Annotated in this window: 19 protein-coding genes; 11 read left to right on the top strand and 8 right to left on the bottom strand. The window is 68.3% G+C overall.

Annotated elements, in window-relative coordinates; all coding sequences use genetic code 11:
• Nucleotide 1 precedes the first annotated feature (1 nt).
• Together FDA38_RS10730 and FDA38_RS10725 are read right to left on the bottom strand one after the other, a co-directional pair.
• Nucleotides 2–1,387 (bottom strand): glycine--tRNA ligase, encoded by a 1,386-nt coding sequence (locus FDA38_RS10730; protein WP_137253860.1) that lies wholly within the window; start codon nt 1,385–1,387, stop codon nt 2–4.
• Nucleotides 1,388–1,468: 81 nt separating this feature from the next.
• Nucleotides 1,469–1,762 (bottom strand): antibiotic biosynthesis monooxygenase family protein, encoded by a 294-nt coding sequence (locus FDA38_RS10725; protein WP_202877616.1) that lies wholly within the window; start codon nt 1,760–1,762, stop codon nt 1,469–1,471.
• 33 nt (nt 1,763–1,795) lie between these two features.
• Here FDA38_RS10725 and FDA38_RS10720 point away from each other — a divergent pair, with 33 nt between their 5' ends.
• Nucleotides 1,796–2,092 carry a DUF6703 family protein gene (locus tag FDA38_RS10720; protein WP_137253858.1) on the top strand — a complete coding sequence of 99 codons (297 nt, stop codon included), beginning with the start codon at nt 1,796–1,798 and terminating at the stop codon, nt 2,090–2,092.
• On the opposite strand, the gene FDA38_RS10715 is transcribed toward FDA38_RS10720, so the two are convergent.
• Nucleotides 2,093–2,635: a TetR/AcrR family transcriptional regulator gene (locus tag FDA38_RS10715; RefSeq protein ID WP_137253857.1), complete on the bottom strand. Its 543-nt coding sequence runs from the start codon at nt 2,633–2,635 to the stop codon at nt 2,093–2,095. It abuts the gene before it with no gap.
• Between the two features lie 95 nt (nt 2,636–2,730).
• Between FDA38_RS10715 and FDA38_RS10710 the strand changes: the two genes are divergently transcribed.
• Nucleotides 2,731–3,951 carry an FAD-dependent monooxygenase gene (locus FDA38_RS10710; RefSeq protein ID WP_137253856.1) on the top strand — a complete coding sequence of 407 codons (1,221 nt, stop codon included), beginning with the start codon at nt 2,731–2,733 and terminating at the stop codon, nt 3,949–3,951.
• On the opposite strand, the gene eboE is transcribed toward FDA38_RS10710, so the two are convergent.
• A complete protein-coding gene (gene eboE, locus FDA38_RS10705) occupies nt 3,907–5,049 on the bottom strand; it encodes a metabolite traffic protein EboE (protein ID WP_137253855.1) in 1,143 nt (380 codons plus the stop codon). The two genes, FDA38_RS10710 and eboE, sit on opposite strands and share 45 nt — an antisense overlap.
• A 104-nt stretch (nt 5,050–5,153) precedes the next feature.
• On the bottom strand, nt 5,154–6,455 hold the full coding sequence (locus FDA38_RS10700; RefSeq protein ID WP_137253854.1) for a YibE/F family protein: 1,302 nt from the start codon (nt 6,453–6,455) through the stop codon (nt 5,154–5,156).
• Between the two features lie 50 nt (nt 6,456–6,505).
• Between FDA38_RS10700 and FDA38_RS10695 the strand changes: the two genes are divergently transcribed.
• Genes FDA38_RS10695 through FDA38_RS10680 form a run of 4 tightly spaced genes read left to right on the top strand, consistent with a single transcriptional unit; the run spans nt 6,506 to nt 9,656 of the window.
• The gene (locus FDA38_RS10695) at nt 6,506–7,450 is read left to right on the top strand and encodes a metal ABC transporter substrate-binding protein (RefSeq protein ID WP_137253853.1); all 945 of its coding nucleotides are present in this window, start codon (nt 6,506–6,508) and stop codon (nt 7,448–7,450) included.
• 44 nt (nt 7,451–7,494) lie between these two features.
• On the top strand, nt 7,495–8,211 hold the full coding sequence (locus tag FDA38_RS10690; RefSeq protein WP_233714634.1) for a metal ABC transporter ATP-binding protein: 717 nt from the start codon (nt 7,495–7,497) through the stop codon (nt 8,209–8,211).
• On the top strand, nt 8,208–9,212 hold the full coding sequence (locus FDA38_RS10685) for a metal ABC transporter permease (RefSeq protein ID WP_137253851.1): 1,005 nt from the start codon (nt 8,208–8,210) through the stop codon (nt 9,210–9,212). The genes FDA38_RS10690 and FDA38_RS10685 overlap by 4 nt, the downstream gene beginning before the upstream one ends.
• A 54-nt stretch (nt 9,213–9,266) precedes the next feature.
• Nucleotides 9,267–9,656 (top strand): Fur family transcriptional regulator, encoded by a 390-nt coding sequence (locus FDA38_RS10680; protein WP_233714633.1) that lies wholly within the window; start codon nt 9,267–9,269, stop codon nt 9,654–9,656.
• Between the two features lie 37 nt (nt 9,657–9,693).
• Here FDA38_RS10680 and FDA38_RS10675 read toward each other — a convergent pair whose 3' ends face one another.
• The gene (locus FDA38_RS10675) at nt 9,694–10,386 is read right to left on the bottom strand and encodes an alpha/beta fold hydrolase (RefSeq protein ID WP_137253849.1); all 693 of its coding nucleotides are present in this window, start codon (nt 10,384–10,386) and stop codon (nt 9,694–9,696) included.
• A 100-nt stretch (nt 10,387–10,486) separates the two neighbouring features.
• Between FDA38_RS10675 and FDA38_RS10670 the strand changes: the two genes are divergently transcribed.
• The 4 genes from FDA38_RS10670 (at nt 10,487) to FDA38_RS10655 (ending at nt 15,272) form a co-directional block, all read left to right on the top strand.
• On the top strand, nt 10,487–13,141 hold the full coding sequence (locus FDA38_RS10670; RefSeq protein ID WP_202877615.1) for a helix-turn-helix transcriptional regulator: 2,655 nt from the start codon (nt 10,487–10,489) through the stop codon (nt 13,139–13,141).
• 42 nt (nt 13,142–13,183) lie between these two features.
• The gene (locus FDA38_RS10665; protein WP_137253848.1) at nt 13,184–13,660 is read left to right on the top strand and encodes a MerR family transcriptional regulator; all 477 of its coding nucleotides are present in this window, start codon (nt 13,184–13,186) and stop codon (nt 13,658–13,660) included.
• 59 nt (nt 13,661–13,719) lie between these two features.
• On the top strand, nt 13,720–14,694 hold the full coding sequence (locus FDA38_RS10660) for an aldo/keto reductase (RefSeq protein WP_137253847.1): 975 nt from the start codon (nt 13,720–13,722) through the stop codon (nt 14,692–14,694).
• Nucleotides 14,695–14,777: 83 nt separating this feature from the next.
• Complete coding sequence (locus tag FDA38_RS10655; RefSeq protein ID WP_137253846.1) at nt 14,778–15,272, top strand: GNAT family N-acetyltransferase; 495 nt, start codon at nt 14,778–14,780, stop codon at nt 15,270–15,272.
• Here FDA38_RS10655 and FDA38_RS10650 read toward each other — a convergent pair.
• The gene (locus tag FDA38_RS10650; protein WP_233714632.1) at nt 15,258–16,205 is read right to left on the bottom strand and encodes a sigma-70 family RNA polymerase sigma factor; all 948 of its coding nucleotides are present in this window, start codon (nt 16,203–16,205) and stop codon (nt 15,258–15,260) included. The two genes, FDA38_RS10655 and FDA38_RS10650, sit on opposite strands and share 15 nt — an antisense overlap.
• Nucleotides 16,206–16,344: 139 nt before the next feature.
• Between FDA38_RS10650 and FDA38_RS10645 the strand changes: the two genes are divergently transcribed.
• Nucleotides 16,345–17,697, top strand: a complete 1,353-nt coding sequence (locus FDA38_RS10645) for an MFS transporter (protein WP_137253844.1) — start codon at nt 16,345–16,347, stop codon at nt 17,695–17,697.
• Here FDA38_RS10645 and FDA38_RS10640 read toward each other — a convergent pair.
• Entirely contained in the window at nt 17,694–18,788 is a 1,095-nt protein-coding gene (locus tag FDA38_RS10640; protein ID WP_137253843.1) for an S-(hydroxymethyl)mycothiol dehydrogenase, read from the bottom strand. The two genes, FDA38_RS10645 and FDA38_RS10640, sit on opposite strands and share 4 nt — an antisense overlap.
• Nucleotides 18,789–18,874 lie beyond the last annotated feature (86 nt).

The following is an 18,874-nucleotide window of genomic DNA, read 5'->3' as shown; positions in this document are numbered from 1 at the left end:
CTCAGCAACCCACCAGGTGCTGCGCGAGGTACCCGGTGACCTCGGTCAACGCGACCCGCTCCTGCTTCATCGAGTCGCGCTCCCGGATCGTCACGGCCTGGTCCTCGAGCGTGTCGAAGTCGACGGTGATGCAGTACGGCGTACCGATCTCGTCCTGTCGCCGGTACCGCCGCCCGATCGCGCCGGCGTCGTCGAAGTCGACGTTCCAGCTCTTCCGCAGCTCGGCGGCGAGATCACGCGCCTTCGGCGACAGATCCGCGTTGCGGGACAGCGGGAGTACGGCGGCCTTGACCGGCGCGAGCCGCGGGTCGAACCGCAGTACCGTGCGCTTGTCCACCCCGCCCTTCGCGTTCGGGGCCTCGTCCTCGGTGTACGCGTCGAGCAGGAACGCGAGCACGTTGCGGGTGAGGCCGGCCGCGGGCTCGATCACGTACGGCGTCCAGCGCTCGCCCTTCTCCTGGTCGAAGTACGACAGGTCGGCGCCGGAGTGCTTGGAGTGTGTGGACAGGTCGAAGTCGGTGCGGTTCGCGATGCCCTCGAGCTCGTCGAACTCCTTGCCGCCGAAGTTGAACCGATACTCGATGTCGACGGTGCGCTTCGAGTAGTGGCTCAGCTTCTCCTTCGGGTGCTCGTAGAACCGCATGTTGTCCGGGTTCAGACCGAGGCCGGTGTACCAGTCCCAGCGGGCCTTCAGCCAGTACTCGTGCCAGTCCTCGTCGGTGCCGGGCTCGACGAAGAACTCCATCTCCATCTGCTCGAACTCGCGGGTCCGGAAGATGAAGTTGCCCGGCGTGATCTCGTTGCGGAAGCTCTTGCCGACCTGGGCGATACCGAACGGCGGCTTCTTCCGGGCGGTGCCCATCACGTTCGCGAAGTTGATGAAGATGCCCTGCGCGGTCTCCGGGCGGAGGTAGTGCAGGCCCTCCTCGGACTCGACCGGGCCGAGGTAGGTCTTCAGCAGGCCGTTGAACATCCGCGGCTCGGTGAACGTGCCCTTGTTACCGCAGTTCGGGCAGGCGATCTCGGCCAGCTTGACGTCGTCGACGCCCTTGTTCTTCCGGCGGGCGAAGTCCTCGCGGAGGTGGTCGTCGCGGAACCGCTTGTGGCAGGACTGGCACTCGGTCAGCGGGTCGACGAACTCGGCCAGGTGGCCGGAGGCCTCCCAGACCTGGGTCGGCAGGATCACCGAGGAGTCGAGGCCGACGATGTCGTCGCGGCCGGTCACCATCGTCCGCCACCACTGGGTCCGGACGTTGTTCTTCAGCTCGACCCCGAGCGGTCCGTAGTCCCAGGCCGACTTGGTACCGCCGTAGATCTCGCCGCAGGGATACACGAAGCCTCTCCGCTTGCTGAGGCTGACGACGGCATCGACGGTTTCCACGGGCACTTTTCGACTCCAGAACAGGCACAGGTGAAGCTACGGAAAGGTCCAGGCTATCGGTCCTTGGTGGCCGCCATCGAATCCGTGCTAGGTCAGCAAATCCCCGGGCCAGTCCTCGTACGCCGTCGGCTCGTTGATCGCCTCCGACAACAGCGGCACCGCGGCCACTTTCACGTCGTACGGCGACAACGCCCGCCGGTAACTCCCGACGTTCACGAACTCCAGGTCCAGCGCCAGCAACTCAGGGTCGTCGACGTTCCGGCCGACCCGGGCCGAGACGAACCCCTTCTGCTGCGAAAGCACGTCGACCGCGGCCTTCACCCGCTCCGCGAACTCGGCCTGCGAGGACTCCGCCACCCGGAACCTGATCACCACGAACACGGGCCCAACCATAGGACCTGGAACAATAGAGGTATGAGCACCCCCAGCAGTCCGTTGCGGCAGCGGATCACGAAGGTCAGTTATCCGTATGTGGCAAAGCTGCACGCCGCGCCGAAGTTGACGTTGCCGGGGATCACCCTGGTGCTCGCACTGGCCGGAGTGTTCGCTCCGGTGGTGATCGGAGTGCCGGCGCTGGTGCTGCTGGCGTTGTTGCTGGGGTGGCTGGCATTCCTGTCGTGGCCGGCGGTGACGGGCGGGCCGAAGTTCCTGCGGCTGTTCTCGATTCTCGTCATTCTGTTGTTCGCCGTGTCGCGGATCGCAAACGGCTGATCAAGGCCGGCCGAGGCTGTCGTACGCCGCTTCGACCGCGGCCTCACGCAACTCCGACACCGGATCGTGGTCGAGCATGACCGCGCAGTCCGACAGGCCGCCCAGTGCGACCATGCAGCGCACCACATCCGACAGCGACGGGTTCGTGCCGATCAGCAGCTCCGCGAGCGCGCCACGCCATTCGATGAAGCGTTCGGCCAGTTTGAGCTCGTGCAGCACCGAGAGGTCGCGGATCGCGAGCTGGATCAGCGCGCGGTGCCGGTAGGCGAGGTCGAAGTACGAGCCGAGGAGCTCGCGCGGCGCGATCGGCGCGGCGGCCTGCTGCGCGGCGGCGTACGCCTCGAAGTCGGCGATCAACGGCTCGACCAGGCTGTTCAGCAGATCCTCGCGGGACGCGAAGTGGTAGTACAACGCCGGCTTGGTCACCCCGAGCCGGTCGGCGATATCGCGCAGGCTGGTCTGCTGCAGGCCCTGCTCCGCGAACAGGTCCAGCGCGGCCTGCTGGATCCGCGCCCGGGTGTCCCCGGTCCGTTGTCTCGGCATACCCCGAAGATTAACTGACCTTCCGGTAAGTAAGCCATTGACATCGCCGGGCGGGTTTGCTTACCTTCCGTTAAGTAAACAAAAGGGGGTTCGCGATGAAGGTCCTGATCTCGGGTGGCAGCGTGGCCGGTCCGGTGCTCGCGCACTGGTTGCACCGCTACGGTTTCGAGCCGACGATCGTCGAGCGCACGCCCGAGCTGCGGCACGGCCTCGGCGGTCACGCCGTCGACCTGTTCAGCTCGGCCGCCGAGGTGACCCGCTGGATGGGCTGCTGGGACGCGATCGACGCGGCCCGCACCCGGATCGAGTCGATGACGATGGAACGGTTCGGCCGGCGCCCTGTCGAGGTCGACCTCAGCCGGATGTACGCCGGGATCTCGAGCAGCCACGTGGAGATCCTCCGCGGCGAGCTGACCAGGATCCTGTACGACGCCTCGCGCGACTCGGCCGAGTACATCTTCGGCGATTCGATCGCGAGCCTGGACGACGACGGCAGCGGTGTCGACGTCACCTTCGACTCCGGCACACAACGTCGGTTCGACCTGGTCATCGGGGCCGACGGCCTGCACTCGAACGTACGCCGCCTCGCGTTCGGGCCGGAGGAACCGCTGCGCCGCTGGCTCGGTGGTTACCTCGCCGTCTTCTCGATGCCGGACATCTTCGACGTCGGCAACCACACCCTCGCGCATCTGTCGGTCGACAAGCTCGTCGGCATCTACGGCGTGCACCAGACCGGCCAGACCCGCAGCGGCTTCCTGTTCCGTACGCCGCACGAGCTGCACTACGACTACCGCGACAAGGACGAGCAGAAGGCCTTGCTGGTAAGGGAGTTCAGCAACTACGGCTGGAAGGTGCCCCAGCTGCTGGAGCACCTGGAGTCGGCCGAGGACTTCTACTTCGACTCGATCGCACAGATCACCCTGGACACGTGGAGCACCGGCCGCATCGGACTGGTCGGCGACGCCGGCTATTGCCCCGGCCCAGCGGTCGGCGGCGGGACCAGTCTGGCCGTCATCACGGCGTACGTCCTCGCCGGCGAGCTGGCCAAGGCACGCGACGATCTGGCGTCCGGGCTGAAGAGCTACGAGCGGATCATCAGGCCGCTGGTTGACCAGAGTCGGCGGATCGGTCCGAAGTTGATGGGCACGATCATCCCGGGCAGCCCGCTGGCACTGCGGCTGATGCCGTTCGCCGCTGCATCGCTGGCGAAGCTGCCGACCGGAGTGCAGCGTCTCATCTGGTCGCAGAACGCTGTGGGCAAGACGCTCAGCTCAGTGGACCTCGTCCAGCCCCAGGTCGGTCAGGCGGCCGCGTAGCCACGCCAGCTCCTTGGTGATCCGTTTGACCAAGGAGTGTCGACCACGCGGCCACGTGTACACCTCGGACTCGAGGTGGTGCGTGAGTGGATGGCCTCCACCGACCAGTCTGGTCAAACAGTCGTCCAGTACGCCGGTCGTCACGCTCAACCCGTCCGGCGCCGCACTGTGGGCCGGCAGGTGCGTATGCATCCGCCAGGCCGCGTGCCCGGACAGCTCATACGCCTGCGCCACGTCATCCACGCCCGGCCCGCCCCACTCACGCACCTGACGCAGGTACTTCGGCGTGCCGAGCTGGCTGAGCACGTACCGAGCCGCCGCATCAGACGGGTCCACCAGCGTCGGCGCAACGGACAACTGCCCTTTGACCACATCGACACCCGCCCGCCACAGCATCTGGAACACATCCGCCGGCTCCTCGAACTGCACGGCCAGATGGCACGCATCCAATCCCAGCCCGATGCGCGACGTACCGCCGTACGGACTGGAGTAGCGGTCCAGCCACGCAGCGGCCTGGCCGACCATTTCGAGGACGCAGCCGGGCTCGGTCTCGACGGCGAGCCGGATCGTCCGGCCGGTCCTCGTCTCGGTGCGGGCGAGGTGCTGCTCTACCCGGTCGAACGCTTCGCGCGCGGCACGGTTGCGCGCCTTCGACCACGGCACGCGCCAGGCGAGCGGCACGGTCGAGATCGAGCCGTACGACGCGTCCGCGGGGAGCAGCTCGGCCAGTACGTCGACCAGGTCGAGGGTGTAGCGAAGGCGCTCCGGGTCGGTCCAGTCCGGGCAGTACAGCTTGGTGCCGACGATCTTGTCGGTGAAGTGCGAGTGCGGCGTGCCGTTCAGCGTGACGACCTCGAGCCGATTGCGCTGCAGCGATCGGCGGAGCTTGCTGAGCGAAGCCGGCGAGTTCGCGAGCCGATCGGCCAGCTGATGCGGGAGCCACAGCCCGACCCCGAGCACAGGTACGTCGAGGGCCGCCCGCACCGGGCCGGCGCAGTCGTCGAGACCGGCGATCAGCTCGTCCAGCTCTCCGGCCGGATGCACGGTCGCGCAGTACCCCAGATGGACGATCGAACCATCCCGATGACGGAATCTCATCAGCGCTCCTCACCCCGTTAGGCCACCGAAGGTAATTGCGGGCGGACTCTCCGTGACCTATCAGCACTCTAGGAGCCTGACGGCCTGGGCGGAAGGGCTGATTTTCAGTTGGTGATGTGTTCGGGTTCGGCAACCAGTTCGCGAGAGCGGTCCGCGACGGCCATCGCGGCGAGCGCGGTGGTCAGCGGTACGGCGGCGATGATGCCGAGGCTGCCGACGAGACCGCGGACGATCTCCATCGCGACCGACTCGGTGGACAGGACGGCCCGGCCGGGCAGGTCCTGGATGGCGAAGACCAGCAGCACCGGCAACGCTGCCCCGGCGTACGCGAGGACGAGGGTGTTGACCACCGAGGCGACGTGGGTGCGGCCGATGCGCAGGCCGGCGGCGACGAGCTCGCGGCGGTTGGCGGTCGGGTTCGCTGCCGACAACTCCCAGACGGCCGCCGCTTGGGTGACCGTCACGTCATCCAGTACGCCGAGTGCGCCGATCACCATGCCTGCGACCAGCAGGCCGGTGAGGTCGATGTCGGGCACCAGGGACTTGGCACCCGACGCGCCCTCGGACGCCAGGCCGCTCAGCTGGCAGAACTTGGTGAAGAACCAGCCGAGCAAGACCGTCAGCCCGAGTGCGACCACTGTCCCGGACAATGCGATCGAACTCTCGGCATTGATCCCGTGCGTGAGGAACAACGCGATCGCCATGATCACCGTGCCGCCGACGACCGCGACCAGGAGCGCGTTCTCGCCATGGAGGATCGCCGGGAGGATGAACTGCGTCAGCATGACCGCCGTCACCGCAAGCGCGATCAATGCCGCGAACCCTCGCCAGCGCGATAGCGCGACGACCGCCACGGCAAAGATCGCGGCCAGCACCAACAGCGAGTTGGTGCGGTCGTGGTCGACGTACGAGTACCGCTCGGCGACCGTCGGCGCGTCCTGCACGCCGAGCATGATCGACTGCCCGACCTTGACCGGGATCGACGTCTGATTGGCCGGCGGGACCTCGACCGGGATCACCTTGCCCTTGTCGGGGCCGCTGGTGAGCTTGACCGTCGCCTGGTCGCACTGGGCCGGGGTTCCGGCTTTCGGGGCCGGGCACGGTTTGATCGCCGTGACCTCGCCGCGGGCGGTCTGGGTCTGGTACGACGCAACCTTCACGTCGCCGTTGGGCCACATGACGATCATGCCGACGACCGCGGCGAGGAGCAGCGGGATCAGCACCGCGGCGACCACGATGCGGACCCGGCGAGCGACGATCGCATCGTCGTTCACCACTGAGGTGTCGACCACATGGTCGCCGTGACCGTGCCCATGACCGTGGCCGTGGCCCTGGGGAATTTCCAGCTTCCGGCGCCGGTTGCTCCGGTGGTCTGCGCGCCGACGCCCGACGTTGCGGCTGGCCAAAGTGACTCCTTGTTTTGACAACCAGTTCCAATAAAATGAAAATGATTGTCATGAGATCAGGTCTTCGAGCTATTGTCGCCGGTGCCGTCGTCACGGCGACACTCGCCCTGGCCGGATGCGGTGGCCCGTCGGCCACCGGCGCCGCGGACGGGAAGCTCGACGTCGTGACCTCGTTCTACCCGCTCGAGTTCATCGCTCGCACGGTGGGTGGCGACGCCGTGCACGTGACCACCCTGACCGCACCGGGTGTCGAGCCGCACGACCTGGAGCTGACCCCCAAGCAGGTCGGATCGATGGTCGAGGCGAAGGTCGTGATCTACGAGAAGAAGCTGCAGCCGGCCGTCGACGAGGCCGTCGATCAGAACGCGCAGGACGCCGGCTTCGACGTCTCGCCGGCCGCCCAACTGGAGACGACGGGCGCCGACTTCGAGGAGCACGGCGACGGTGCGGCGCCGGCCGCCCACAAGGAGGACGCGCTCGACCCGCACTTCTGGCTCGACCCGGTGCGGTATGCCGAGGTCGTCAAGGCGGTCGAGGAGAAGCTGGCCAGCGTCGACAGCGCCAACGCCGCCGGGTACCACGAACGCGCCCAGGCCCTGCTCGGTCAGATCAGCAAGCTCGACGCGCAGTACAAGACCGGTCTGACCGACTGCAAGCTGAACACGTTCGTGACGAGTCACGAGGCGTTCGCCTACCTGGCGAAGCGATACGGTCTGACGATGGTCGGGATCGCCGGGTTCACGCCGGACGCCGAGCCGACGCCGAGCCGGATCAAGGAGGTCCAGGACATCGTGAAGGCCCAGAAAGTGACGACGATCTTCTACGAGGAGCTGGTCAGTCCGAAGGTGGCCGACACGATCGCGAACGACGTCGGTGTCAAGACCGCCGTGCTCAGCCCGATCGAGGGCCTGTCCGACGCCAACTCCAAGGAAACGTACCTGACCCTCATGCAGCAGAACCTGCAGGAACTGCGGACGGCGAACGGCTGCAAATGACACCTGAAGACTCCCCCAGGGCCGTCCAGGTCTCCGATCTTTCGGTGGATCTGGGCGGTCGGCTCGTGCTTCGGGGTATCGATCTGCGGATCCGGCAGGGCGAGGTCGTCGCCGTGCTCGGGACCAACGGGTCCGGCAAGTCCACGCTGATCAAGACCATCGTCGGCCTGCTGCCGGCGGCCCGCGGCGAGGTGCGACTGTTCGGTACTCCGGTCCCCCGCTTCCGCCAGTGGCGCCGCGTCGGGTACGTACCGCAGCGCATCACCGCGGCCGGCGGCGTACCGGCGACCGTGTACGAGGTGGTCTCGTCGGGCCTGCTCTCCAAGCGGCGACTGTTCAGCCCGCTCGGGGCGGACGGCAAGCTGGCGATCGAGCAGGCCCTCGAGGTCGTCGACATGGCCGACCGGCGCAAGGACGCCGTCGCCGAGTTGTCCGGCGGGCAGCAGCAGCGGGTCCTGATCGCGCGGGCGCTGGTGTCCGACCCGGAGCTGCTGATCCTCGACGAGCCGACCGCCGGCGTGGATCTGGCCAGCCAGCAGATCTTCGCCGACGCGGTCCGGGACCGGGTCGCCAGCGGTACGACGGTCGTGATGGTGAGCCACGATCTCGGCCCGATGGACGCGCTGATCGACCGCTCGGTGGTGATGCGCCGCGGCCGCATCGTGTACGACGGGCCGCCGCACGCCTCGCAGACCCACGCCCACGTCCACCACTCACACACCGACGACATCGACGACGGAGCGGGGTGGACACCTTCATGAGCATGTTCGAGCTCGCGTTCATGCAGCGGGCGCTGATCGCCGGCCTGCTGACCGGTCTGTCCGCCCCGGCCATCGGGACCTACCTGGTGCAGCGGCGGCTGTCGCTGATGGGTGACGGCATCGGCCACATCGCGATCACCGGCGTCGCACTCGGGCTGCTCACCGGGAGCGCCCCGGTCCTGACCGCCGTACTCGTATCGATCGCCGGTGCGACCGCTATCGAGCTGGTCCGGGCGCGCGGCAAGGCCACTGGGGACGTGGCGCTCGCCCTGCTGTTCTACGGCGGTATCGCCGGCGGTGTGCTGCTCATCGGGCTGGCTGGTCAAGGTGCGGCCACCCTGAACACCTATCTGTTCGGTTCACTGACCACGGTGTCCCAGAGTGACCTGTACGTCGTCGTCGGCCTGGCCGTGGCCGTGCTGGTCGTGGCGATCGGTCTGGGACCGCAGCTGTTCGCGGTGTGCCAGGACGAGGAGTTCGCCCGTACGACGGGACTCCGGGTGCAGCTGCTCAACCTCGTGATCGCTGTGATGGCTGCGGTGACGGTCACCGTGGCGATGCGGACCGTGGGCCTGCTGCTGGTCAGTGCGCTGATGGTGGTCCCGGTGGCGACAGCGCAGCAGGTGACGCGCTCGTTCCGCAGTACGTTTGTCACTGCGTGCATCATCGGGGTGCTGGCGTGTCTGGCCGGGATCGTCACGTCGTACAACGCGAATGTGGCTCCGGGCGCGACCATCGTCGTACTGGCGCTGGCCGGGTTCGTGGTGGCGGCCACGGTCGGGACGCTGCTCCGGCGGCGGTCCGGGCGGGCGCGTCCGCTCGCGGACGAGGAGCCGGAGGTCGGCGTACCCGCGCCTGAGCCGCATGTGGTGAGTGCCGGGCACCCGCACGCGCACAACCAGGTCTGCGGTCACAAGAAGGTCGAACACGGTGACCACGTGGACTATGTGCACGACGGGCACCTGCACGCGGCACACGGGGATCACTGGGATGAGCACTGACACTTGCTGACTTCTGAGAGAATTGGGCGTGGTGATGAGATGACAGGAGGAACGGTGGCTATCGGAACACGCTCGACCCGTCAGCGCGCGGCGGTCGCGCAAGCGCTTGACAAGCTCGACGAATTCCGCACCGCCCAGGAGATCCACCAGGACCTCCGGTCCGCCGGTGAGAACGTCGGCCTGACCACTGTCTACCGGACCCTGCAGGCGCTCGCGGACTCCAGCGAGGTCGACGTACTGCGCAACGCCGACGGCGAGACGGCGTACCGGCGCTGCTCGAAGGGTCATCACCACCACCTGGTCTGCCGCAACTGCGGCCGGACCGTCGAGGTCGAGGGACCGGCCGTGGAGCGCTGGGCCGACAAGGTCGCCGCCGAGCACGGGTACGCCGACATCAGCCACACCCTCGAAATCTTCGGCACCTGCCAGGACTGCCAGGCCTGAGCCGCCGGCAAAGCGCTGCCGGCGGCTTCTGCCCCGATCAGTGCACGCCCTCCGCGGCGGTGCGGATCAGGTCGGTGACCTCGTCGGGGTGGGAGACCATCGCGACGTGGCCCGACTCGACCTCCACCGTCGTCGCACCCATCCGGCCGGCGAACTGACGCTCGGCGTCCGGCGGGATCGCCTCGTCGCCCTTCGCGACCAGGTACCAGGTCGGCAGGGACTTCCACGCCGGTACGCCCATCACGTCGGTGAACGTCGACCCGGCGAGCGGCTGCTGCACGGCGTACAGGACCCTCGCCTTGGCGGGCTCGAGGTCGCCGGCGAAGTGGCCGACGAAGTCGTCCTCGGACAACCAGTTGAAGCCCTGCTGGTCGGTGAACAGATGGACGAGCGCCGCCGGTGTCGGCCCCTGGGACAGCAGCGCGCCCAGCGCCTCGCCGTTGTCCAGGGCGAACGCGGCAATGTAGACCAGGCCGACCACGTTCGGCGCCTCGGTGCCGAGCGCGGTGACGATCTGACCGCCGTACGAGTGCCCGGCGACGATCGTCGGACCGTCCTGGAGTTCCAGTACTTGCCGCAGCCGCGCGACGTCGGCGGCGAGCGACGTGAGCGGGAACTGCGGAGCGGTCACCCGGTACCCGTCCGCCTGCAGCCGTTCGATGACGCCGCTCCAGCACGAGCCGTCGGCCCAGGCGCCGTGCACGAGGACGATGTTCGGTCGGTTGTCCATCTCGGGAGGTCCTTTCATCGCAGTCTTGAGTTCATGCTCGCGAGCCGGCCGCGGTCAGGGGTATCCGCACGTTGACTGATCCCGGTGGGAGACTGCTCAAGTGGCTCCCACTGGCATCGGGGTGATCGGACGGGACACTGAGCTGTTCCAGCTCGCGCAACTCGTTGCCGCACCCCACACCGCGCCACGCGTACAGGTCCTGCTCGGCGATCCCGGCCTGGGCAAGACAGCACTCATGGCCGACGTGACCGAACGGGCGCGCACCGCGGGCCGCCGCGTACTCAGCGTCGTCGGCCGCGAGTCGGAGAGAGATCTCGCGTACGCCGGTCTGCACCAGCTGCTCCGCCCGGTGCTCGACGTCGTCCCGAAGCTCCCGAACCGCCAGGCACAGGCGCTGCTCGGTGCGTTCGCGCTGACCGACGAACCGGTCCCGGCGGACAGCCTGCTGACGGGAATCGCCGTACTCACGTTGTTGTCGCTCGTGGCCGAGACCACTCCCCTGCTCGTCGCCGTCGACGACGCTCAGTGGCTGGATCGCGCATCGCTGGACAGTCTCTCGTTCGCTGCGCGTCGGCTGGACTCCGAACCGCTCGTCATGTTGATCGCCGCCCGTGGTGCGACGGCTCCGCCAGGGTTCGACTTCGCCGAACTCCGCCTGCAGCCGTTGGGTACTGCGGACGCCAGGCTGCTGCTCGATCAGCAGCCGCATCCGCCACGCGAGCGGGCGCGAGAACAGGTCCTCGCCCAGGCCGCCGGAAATCCGCTCGCACTGATCGAACTGTCGAAGGCGATCGCCGCCGATCCAGGTGCCGGCCGGCGTTGGGCGGCCGAACCGTTGCCGCTGACCGATCGACTGCGCAGCGTGCTCGCCGCACAGGTCGCCGTACTGCCTGAGTCGACGCGTACGGCGCTGCTGCTGGCCGCAGTCGCCGATAGTCCGGAGCTGGCGTTGCAGGTGCCTGGGCTGGAGGCTCTTGCTCCCGCTGAGCGGGCCGGGCTGATCCGGGTGGACGGCTCGGGGCCTCAGTTCACGCATCCGCTGGTGCGTGCCGCCGTCTATCACTCGGTGCCCTTTGCCGAACGGGCCGCGGCTCATGCGCGGATCGCCGATGCACTGGTCGATCAGCCGGATCGGCACGCCTGGCACCGTGCGGCAGCGGCGCTCGAACCCGACGAGAAGCTCGCGGCGCTGTTGGAGGCGACGGCCGCGCAGACACAACAGCGTGGCGGTGCGGCCGCGGCGGCACGAGCGTTGGAGCGGGCGGCCGAGCTAAGTCCGTCGGAGGGCGACCGGGCTCGGCGGCTATTGACGGCGGCCGGGCTCGCGCTGTCGAGCGGTCAGGCGGACTGGGTCGAGGATCTCGCTGCGCGAGCGCTGGCGTTGACCGCCGATCCGTCGGTGCGGATTGCTGCTCAGCAGTTGATCGGCTGGGCGTTGGTCTGGTCCAACCAGCACGGCGCCGCGTTGTCGACGCTGCTCACGGTCTCGTCGGAGGCGGCGGCACGGCAGCCGGCGATCGCCTGGGATGCGATCGCGTTGGCTGCGACAGTTGCGTACCAGTCGGGTGATCCGGGCGATCGGTCCGCCGTACTCGACGGGTTGAAGCTGTTGCCGCCCGGTGACGTTGTGCCTCGGCTCTGGGCGTGGGCTTGTGTGGAGCCGTCGGCGGAGCTTGTCGGTGAGCTGGATCGGCTCGGGAAGGTCAGTGATCCGGGCATGGCCGGCGCGGCCGCGTGGTTGCTCGACGCAACGGAACTCGCCGTGAAGTTGTTGCGCGAGGCACTCAGTCGGCTGCGCGAACCCGGGATGCGTGGCGGAAGCGGCGCGGCGCTGTCGGCATTGCAGTGGGCCTGTATCGACAGCGGCCGCTGGGACGAGGCGCTCGCGGCCGGCCGGGAGGCGTACGACGCCGCTTTGGCATACCAAATGGAGACTGTTGCCGCGTCGGCCGATCTGAGTACGGCGACGGTGCTGGCGTTCCGCGGTGAGGCCGCCGAAGCGCGACGGTTGTTGGCCAGGGCAACGAAGGCCGCGGATCAGCGGGAGTACCGGTCGGTGGCCGCGCGGGCGTTCCATGCGGCGGGGAAGGCGGCATTCGGTGCGGGCAACTACGGCTCGGCGTACACCGAGTTGCGGCGGCTCTTCTCCGATGCCGGTGAGCCGTTGCATCACCACGTGTCGTACCTGGCGATCGCCGACCTGGCCGCGGCCGCCGTCCGGGCCGAACGCGCCCCCGAGGTTCATGCTCTCGTCGAGAACGCAGTCGCGATGGGCCCGCGTCAACGGCAGTTGGTCGCACGAGCCCGGGCGCTCATCGGCGAACCGGAGTGGTTCGAGCAGGCGCTGGCCGATCCCGCGGGTGAGCAGTGGCCGTTCGAGCGGGCGTTGCTCCGGCTCGACTACGGCGAGTGGCTCCGGCGGCAACGACGCATCAACGACGCCAAGCCGGTCCTCGCCGCCGCGCTGGAGACCTTCCGCCGACTCGGAGCGGTCCCCTGGACCCGGCGTACCGAGACCGAACTCCGCGCCTGCGGCGTAGCCGAGCCGCTCACCCCGACCACCATCACCGACGCCCTCGCCGAACTCACCGCACAGCAACGCGAGATCGTCCTGCTCGCCGCCCGCGGCCTGACCAACGCCGAGATCGGCGATCGTCTCTTCCTCTCCCCGCGAACCATCGCCTCGCACCTCTACCGCGCCTACCCCAAGCTCGGCATCTCCGGCCGGCACCAGCTGCACAACTTGATCGGATGAGAGTTTGCCTTTGAGTGCGCTCTAAGGCGTACGGTCGAAGACATGAACGCGACCGAGCTGCTCACGGACCGCCGTACCGCCATCGCGGCACACCACCCGGAGCTGGAACCGATCGACCCGGACCTGCTCTGCCTGCTCGAGCTCCCGGACGATCTGCCCGAGCAGCTGTCGATCGCCGAGGCCGCCGAGCTCACCGGCCTCACCGCCCACACCCTGCGGTACTACGAGCGGATCGGTCTGCTCGAGGTGGGCCGGGACGCGGCCGGCTACCGCAGCTACGACCGGCGGGCGATGGCGCGGATCCTGTTCATCAGCCGGCTGCGTGCCTCCGGAATGCCGATCGGCACACTCAGCCACTACCTGGCGCTGGTGCAGGAGGGCGACCACACAGCACCCCAGCGGCTCGCCCTGATGCAGGAGCACCGCGCCAAGATCCACCGGCAGCTGCGTGATCTGCAGCTCGCCCTCGCAGTGACCGACTACAAGATCGACGTGTACGGCGGCACTGCCACTCCGTAACTTTCCGCGCTCACCCCGGGGTACCCGGGCGGAGCCATGCCAACTTCTGGGAGATTCTGATGAAACTGGGTAGTCAAGGCGCCGAGGTCAGCCGGCTCGGACTCGGCTGCATGGGAATGAGCTACGCGTACGGCGCAGCCGACGACAACGAGTCCGTCGCCACCCTGCACCGCGCGCTCGACCTCGGCATCACGTTCCTCGACACCGCCGACCTGTACGGCTTCGGCGCGAACGAGGAACTGGTCGGCGCGGCGATCACCGACCGCCGGGACGAGGTGTTCCTGGCGACGAAGTTCGGGATCACCGGCGACGGGCGCGACCCGTCGAAGCGCGGCGTGAACGGGACGCCGGAGTACGTCCGGTCCGCGATCGACGCGTCGCTGCAGCGGCTGGGCGTGGACCACGTCGACCTGTACTACCAGCACCGCATGGATCCCGCCGTACCTGTCGAGGAGACGGTCGGGGCGATGGCTTCGCTGATCGAGGCGGGCAAGGTTCGGTACCTCGGGTTGTCGGAGGCGTCGGCCGAGACGATCCGGCGGGCGCACGCCGTACATCCGATCACCGCCGTGCAGAGCGAGTGGTCACTGTTCAGCCGGGACATCGAGGAGTCGGTACTGCCGACCTGTCGCGAGCTCGGCATCGGGATCGTGCCGTACTCGCCGCTCGGTCGCGGCATGCTCACCGGCGCGTTGCCGTCGGAGCTTCCGGCCGACGACTTCCGCCGTACCCTGCCGCGCTTCTCCGGAGACAACCTCGACGCGAATCTCGCGCTGGTCGAGGAGATCCGCTCGGTGGCGGCTCGGTACGACGCCACGCCGGGCCAGGTCGCACTCGCCTGGGTGCTTGCGCAGGGCAACGATATCGCGCCGATCCCGGGGACGAAGCGGCGCAAGTACCTGGAGGAGAACGCGGCGGCGGTCGAGCTTTCGTTGACCGCGGAGGATGTGGCCGGGCTGTCGAAGCTGACCCCGGTCGGCCTGCGCTACCCGGATATGAACTGGGTCGCCGGGGAGACGGCCCCGCAGAACTGATAAACTGACCGCAGTAAGCCTTCCGTACCGGACTCTTCCGGCGGGAGGCTTTTCTGCGTTCTGATCACGTTCTGAGGAGACGTATGTCTGATCTGTTGGTGCGCCGTGTCCAGCCTTCCGACCGGGATTTGATGGAGCGGCTGTGGTTGATGTTTCGCCACGACATGTCCGAGTTCCAGGGCCAGCTGCCGCGGCCCGACGGCAGCTACCGCACCGAGTGGTTGGAGAAGGTTCTCACCGGCGATCCGGAGTGGGCCGGGTATCTGATCTCGGTCGGCGAGAACCCGGTCGGTTTCTGCTTCATGCGCGCGCTGCAGCAGCCGGTACATGTGCTGAACGCGTTCTTCATGGTGCGCCCGGTACGCCGGAGCGGTCTGGGACTGCGGGCGGTACAAGAGGTGCTGTCGAACCACCCCGGTCCGTGCGACGTCGCGTTCCAGGGCAACAACGAGAAGGCAGTCCGCTTCTGGCAGCGGGTCGCGACCGAGGTATCCGGCGATGTCTGGACCCAGGAGGCCCGACCGATCGCCGGCAAACCCGACGCGACTCCGGACCTGTGGATCTCATTCAAGGTGTGACGGCAGCCCGAAGTACTCGAAGAGGCCCTGGTCGAAGAACGTGATGTTGTGCGTGATCCCGGCCCTGGTGACGGTGAAGACCTGGAGGGTGTGCGGGTGGTAGCGCCCGTCGTCGGTGCGCACGTACGCGCCGACGGCGGGCTGGCCGTTCGCCGTCGTCGGCACCATCCGCCAAGCCGGACCGCGCATCGCGTAGACACGCTCGATGAACGCGCCGTACGCGTCGCGCCCCACGAACCACAGCGGCGCCGGCGGCATCTCCAGCACGACCCGCTCGGCGAGCAGCCGGCTCAGCTCTTGTACGTCGGCGGCTTCGAAGGCGCGGACGTAATCGTCGACGATCCCCTTGATCTCCTTGTCGGTGGGCTCGTCGACGTCGTCCTCGGTGACATCTACCTCGGCCAGGCGCGCCCGAGCACGCTGGAGGGCGCTGTTGACCGAGGCCGGGGTCGTCTCCAACGCCTCGGCGACATCGGCGGCTGACCAGTCCAGGACGTCCCGCAGTACCAGCACCGCCCGCTGCCGAGCGGGCAGATACTGCATCGCGGCCACCAGCGCGAGCCGCAGACTCCCCTTGGCTGCCAGGGCCGCAGCAGGGTCGCCACTGGTGGGGAACGGCTGCAACCAGGGCACGTCGAGGGCCAACTCGATCGGTGCCTGGGCATCGGTCGCCGCTGCGACCAGACCTGACGGGAGCGCACGCCGTCCACGTCCCTTGAGCGCTGTCAGGCAGGCGTTGGTCGCGATCCGGTAGAGCCAGGTGCGCAGCGAGGCCCGCTCCGCGTCGTACGAGTCGATCGCGCGCCAGGCCCGGAGGAAGGTCTCCTGGACGAGATCCTCCGCGTCGTGCACCGAACCGAGCATCCGGTAGCAGTGCGCCAGCAGTTCACGCCGGTACGGCGCCACCTGCTGGTCGAAGTCGTCTCGGTCCACGTCGCGAGCCTCCCACTGATCAGGGTCTGTGGAAGTACGTACCGCGCGGGCCGCCGGAATTCATCGCAGCGCGGCCGATGAATCCGCGAGGTGCGCCAGGTACATACCCACGTCCTGACTCAACGAGGGAGAAAACCTGATGGCCGCTGTGATGATCGACCGCCCGGCTGACGTCGGCACCCGGCGCGGACTGATGCTCGCCGTGTTGCTGCTCGGCCAGTTCATGGCACTGCTGGACACATCCGTCGTCAACGTCGCGATGCCCACCATCGGCACCGACTTCCATGCATCGGGCGCCTGGCTGCAACTGGTCGTCGGCGGCTACATGGTCGCGTACGCGATGACCCTGATCACCGGTGCGCGGCTAGGCGACCTCTACGGCCGCCGCCGGATGTACCTGATCGGCGTCGTGCTGTTCACGCTCGCGTCGCTCGCCTGCGGCCTGGCTCCGGCCATCCTGCCGCTGGTGCTGTTCCGCTTCGCTCAAGGCATCGCAGCCGCAGTGATGGTGCCGCAGATCATCAGCGTGATCCAGACCCATTTCACCGGCCCCGCTCGCGCCAAGGCCCTGTCCGCGTACGGCGTGACGCTGTCCGCCGGCCAGGTGGCGGGCCTGGTCGTCGGCGGCCTGCTCCTCGCCGCGAACCTGTTCGGCGCTCAGTGGCGCCCGAGCTTCCTGATCAACGTCCCGGTCGGCATCCTTCTCGCGGTCCTGGTCCCCCGGCTGGTACCGGCCGACCGTCCGACGGCCGCGCGTCGTCTGGACCTGACCGGGCTGGCGATCTCGACCTGCGCAGTACTCCTGCTGGTGCTGCCGATGGTGATCGGGCACGAGCTCGGCTGGCCGCGGTGGAGGTTCGTCTGCTTCGGCGCGGGGCTCGTGCTCGCGGTGGTCTTCGTCCGGGTCGAGCGCCGGGTCGACGATCCGCTCCTGAATCTCGACGTACTCCGTGCCCGCGGCCTCGTGGCGGGTATCGCGACGCTCACCTGCACGCTGTTGGCACTCGGCGGGTTCATGTTCAGCTTCACCCTCCACCTGCAGGACGGTCTCGGCGAATCGGCCCTCCACTCCGGGCTCACCTGGCTGCCGTTCGCCGTCACCTTCGGTCTGGTCGGGTTCTTCTGGCGTTCCCTCCCGGGCCGGCTGCATTACCTGGTCGTTCCCACCGGCCTCGCGCTGTGCATGCTCGGGTACGCCGGCGCCGGTTCATTCGTGTGGCCGGCGCTGGTACTGGCCGGGGCCGGCATGGGCCTGTCCGCCAGCCCGCTCGTCACCCAAGCCCTGGTCCACGTCCCACTGAGCAGAGCGGCCGATGCGAGCGGAGTACTCACCACGACCATCCAACTGAGCCAGGTCGGCGGCGTGACGATCTTCGGAACCCTGTACCTGTCGACAGGCTCGCTCACCACGACGAGTTGGTACCTCGCCGCTGTCGCCGCGATCGGCATCGTCGCGGGCAGCTTCCTCGCCCGCAGCGTCCGCCAGGCCTAGAAGACGACCACCGAGCGGAGTACGTCGCCGTGGTGCATCTTGGTGAAGGCTGCCTCCACGTCGTCCAGCCCGATCGTCTCGGAGACGAAGCGGTCCAGCGGCAAGCGACCCTGCAGGTGGAGGTCGATCAGCAGTGGGAAATCGCGGGTCGGCAGGCAGTCGCCGTACCAGCTGGACTTGAGCGACCCGCCGCGACCGAAGAAGTCGAGCAGCGGCATCTCGAGGGTCATGTCAGGTGTGGGTACGCCGACGAGCACGACCGTCCCGGCCAGGTCCCGCGCGTAGAATGCCTGCTTCCACGTCTCCGGACGGCCGACCGCGTCGATCACGACGTCCGCGCCGAATCCGCCGGTCAGCTCCTGAACCGCCTCGACGACGCCGTCGTGGTCGAGGTTCTTGGAGTTGATCGCGTGGGTCGCGCCGAGCTCCTGCGCCACGGTCAGCTTGCGGTCATCGATGTCGATGGCAATGACCTTCGCGGCGCCGGCGAGCCGGGCTCCGACCACAGCCGCCGTACCGACGCCGCCCGAACCGATGACCGCGACCGTGTCACCGCGACCGACGTTGCCCGTGTTGATCGCGGCACCGAGACCAGCCATCACGCCACAGCCGAGCAGCCCGGCGACCTCCGGCTTCGCGGCCGGGTCGACCTTCGTGCACTGACCCGCCGCGACCAGCGTCTTCTCGGCGAACGCCCCGATGCCGAGCGCCGGGCTGAGCTCGGTCCCATCCGCGAGCGTCATCTTCTGCTTCGCGTTGTGGGTGTTGAAGCAGTACCACGGCCGCCCGCGCAGGCAGGCGCGACAGTTCCCGCACACCGCCCGCCAGTTCAGTACGACGAAGTCCCCCGGCTGTACGTCGGTCACGCCCTCGCCGACCGACTCCACGATCCCTGCCGCCTCGTGCCCGAGCAGGAACGGGAAGTCGTCGTTGATCCCGCCCTCCCGGTAGTGCAGGTCGGTGTGGCAGACCCCGCAGGCCTGGACCTTCACCACTGCCTCGCCCGGACCCGGATCCGGGATCGTGATCTCCTCGATCGTCACCGGAGCACCCTTGCCCGCCGCCACCACGCCACGCACCGTCTGAGCCATTCCCCGAACCTAACCGCCCGCCCCCACTCCCGTCAGCCCCCTCGGCGTGTACGTCGCCGTGTCCCCCGGTCGGTGGACACACAGTC

This window comes from Kribbella jiaozuonensis (assembly GCF_005233875.1).
GTDB classification, from domain to species: domain Bacteria; phylum Actinomycetota; class Actinomycetes; order Propionibacteriales; family Kribbellaceae; genus Kribbella; species Kribbella jiaozuonensis.
This window is presented reverse-complemented; position numbering and strand designations above follow the sequence as displayed.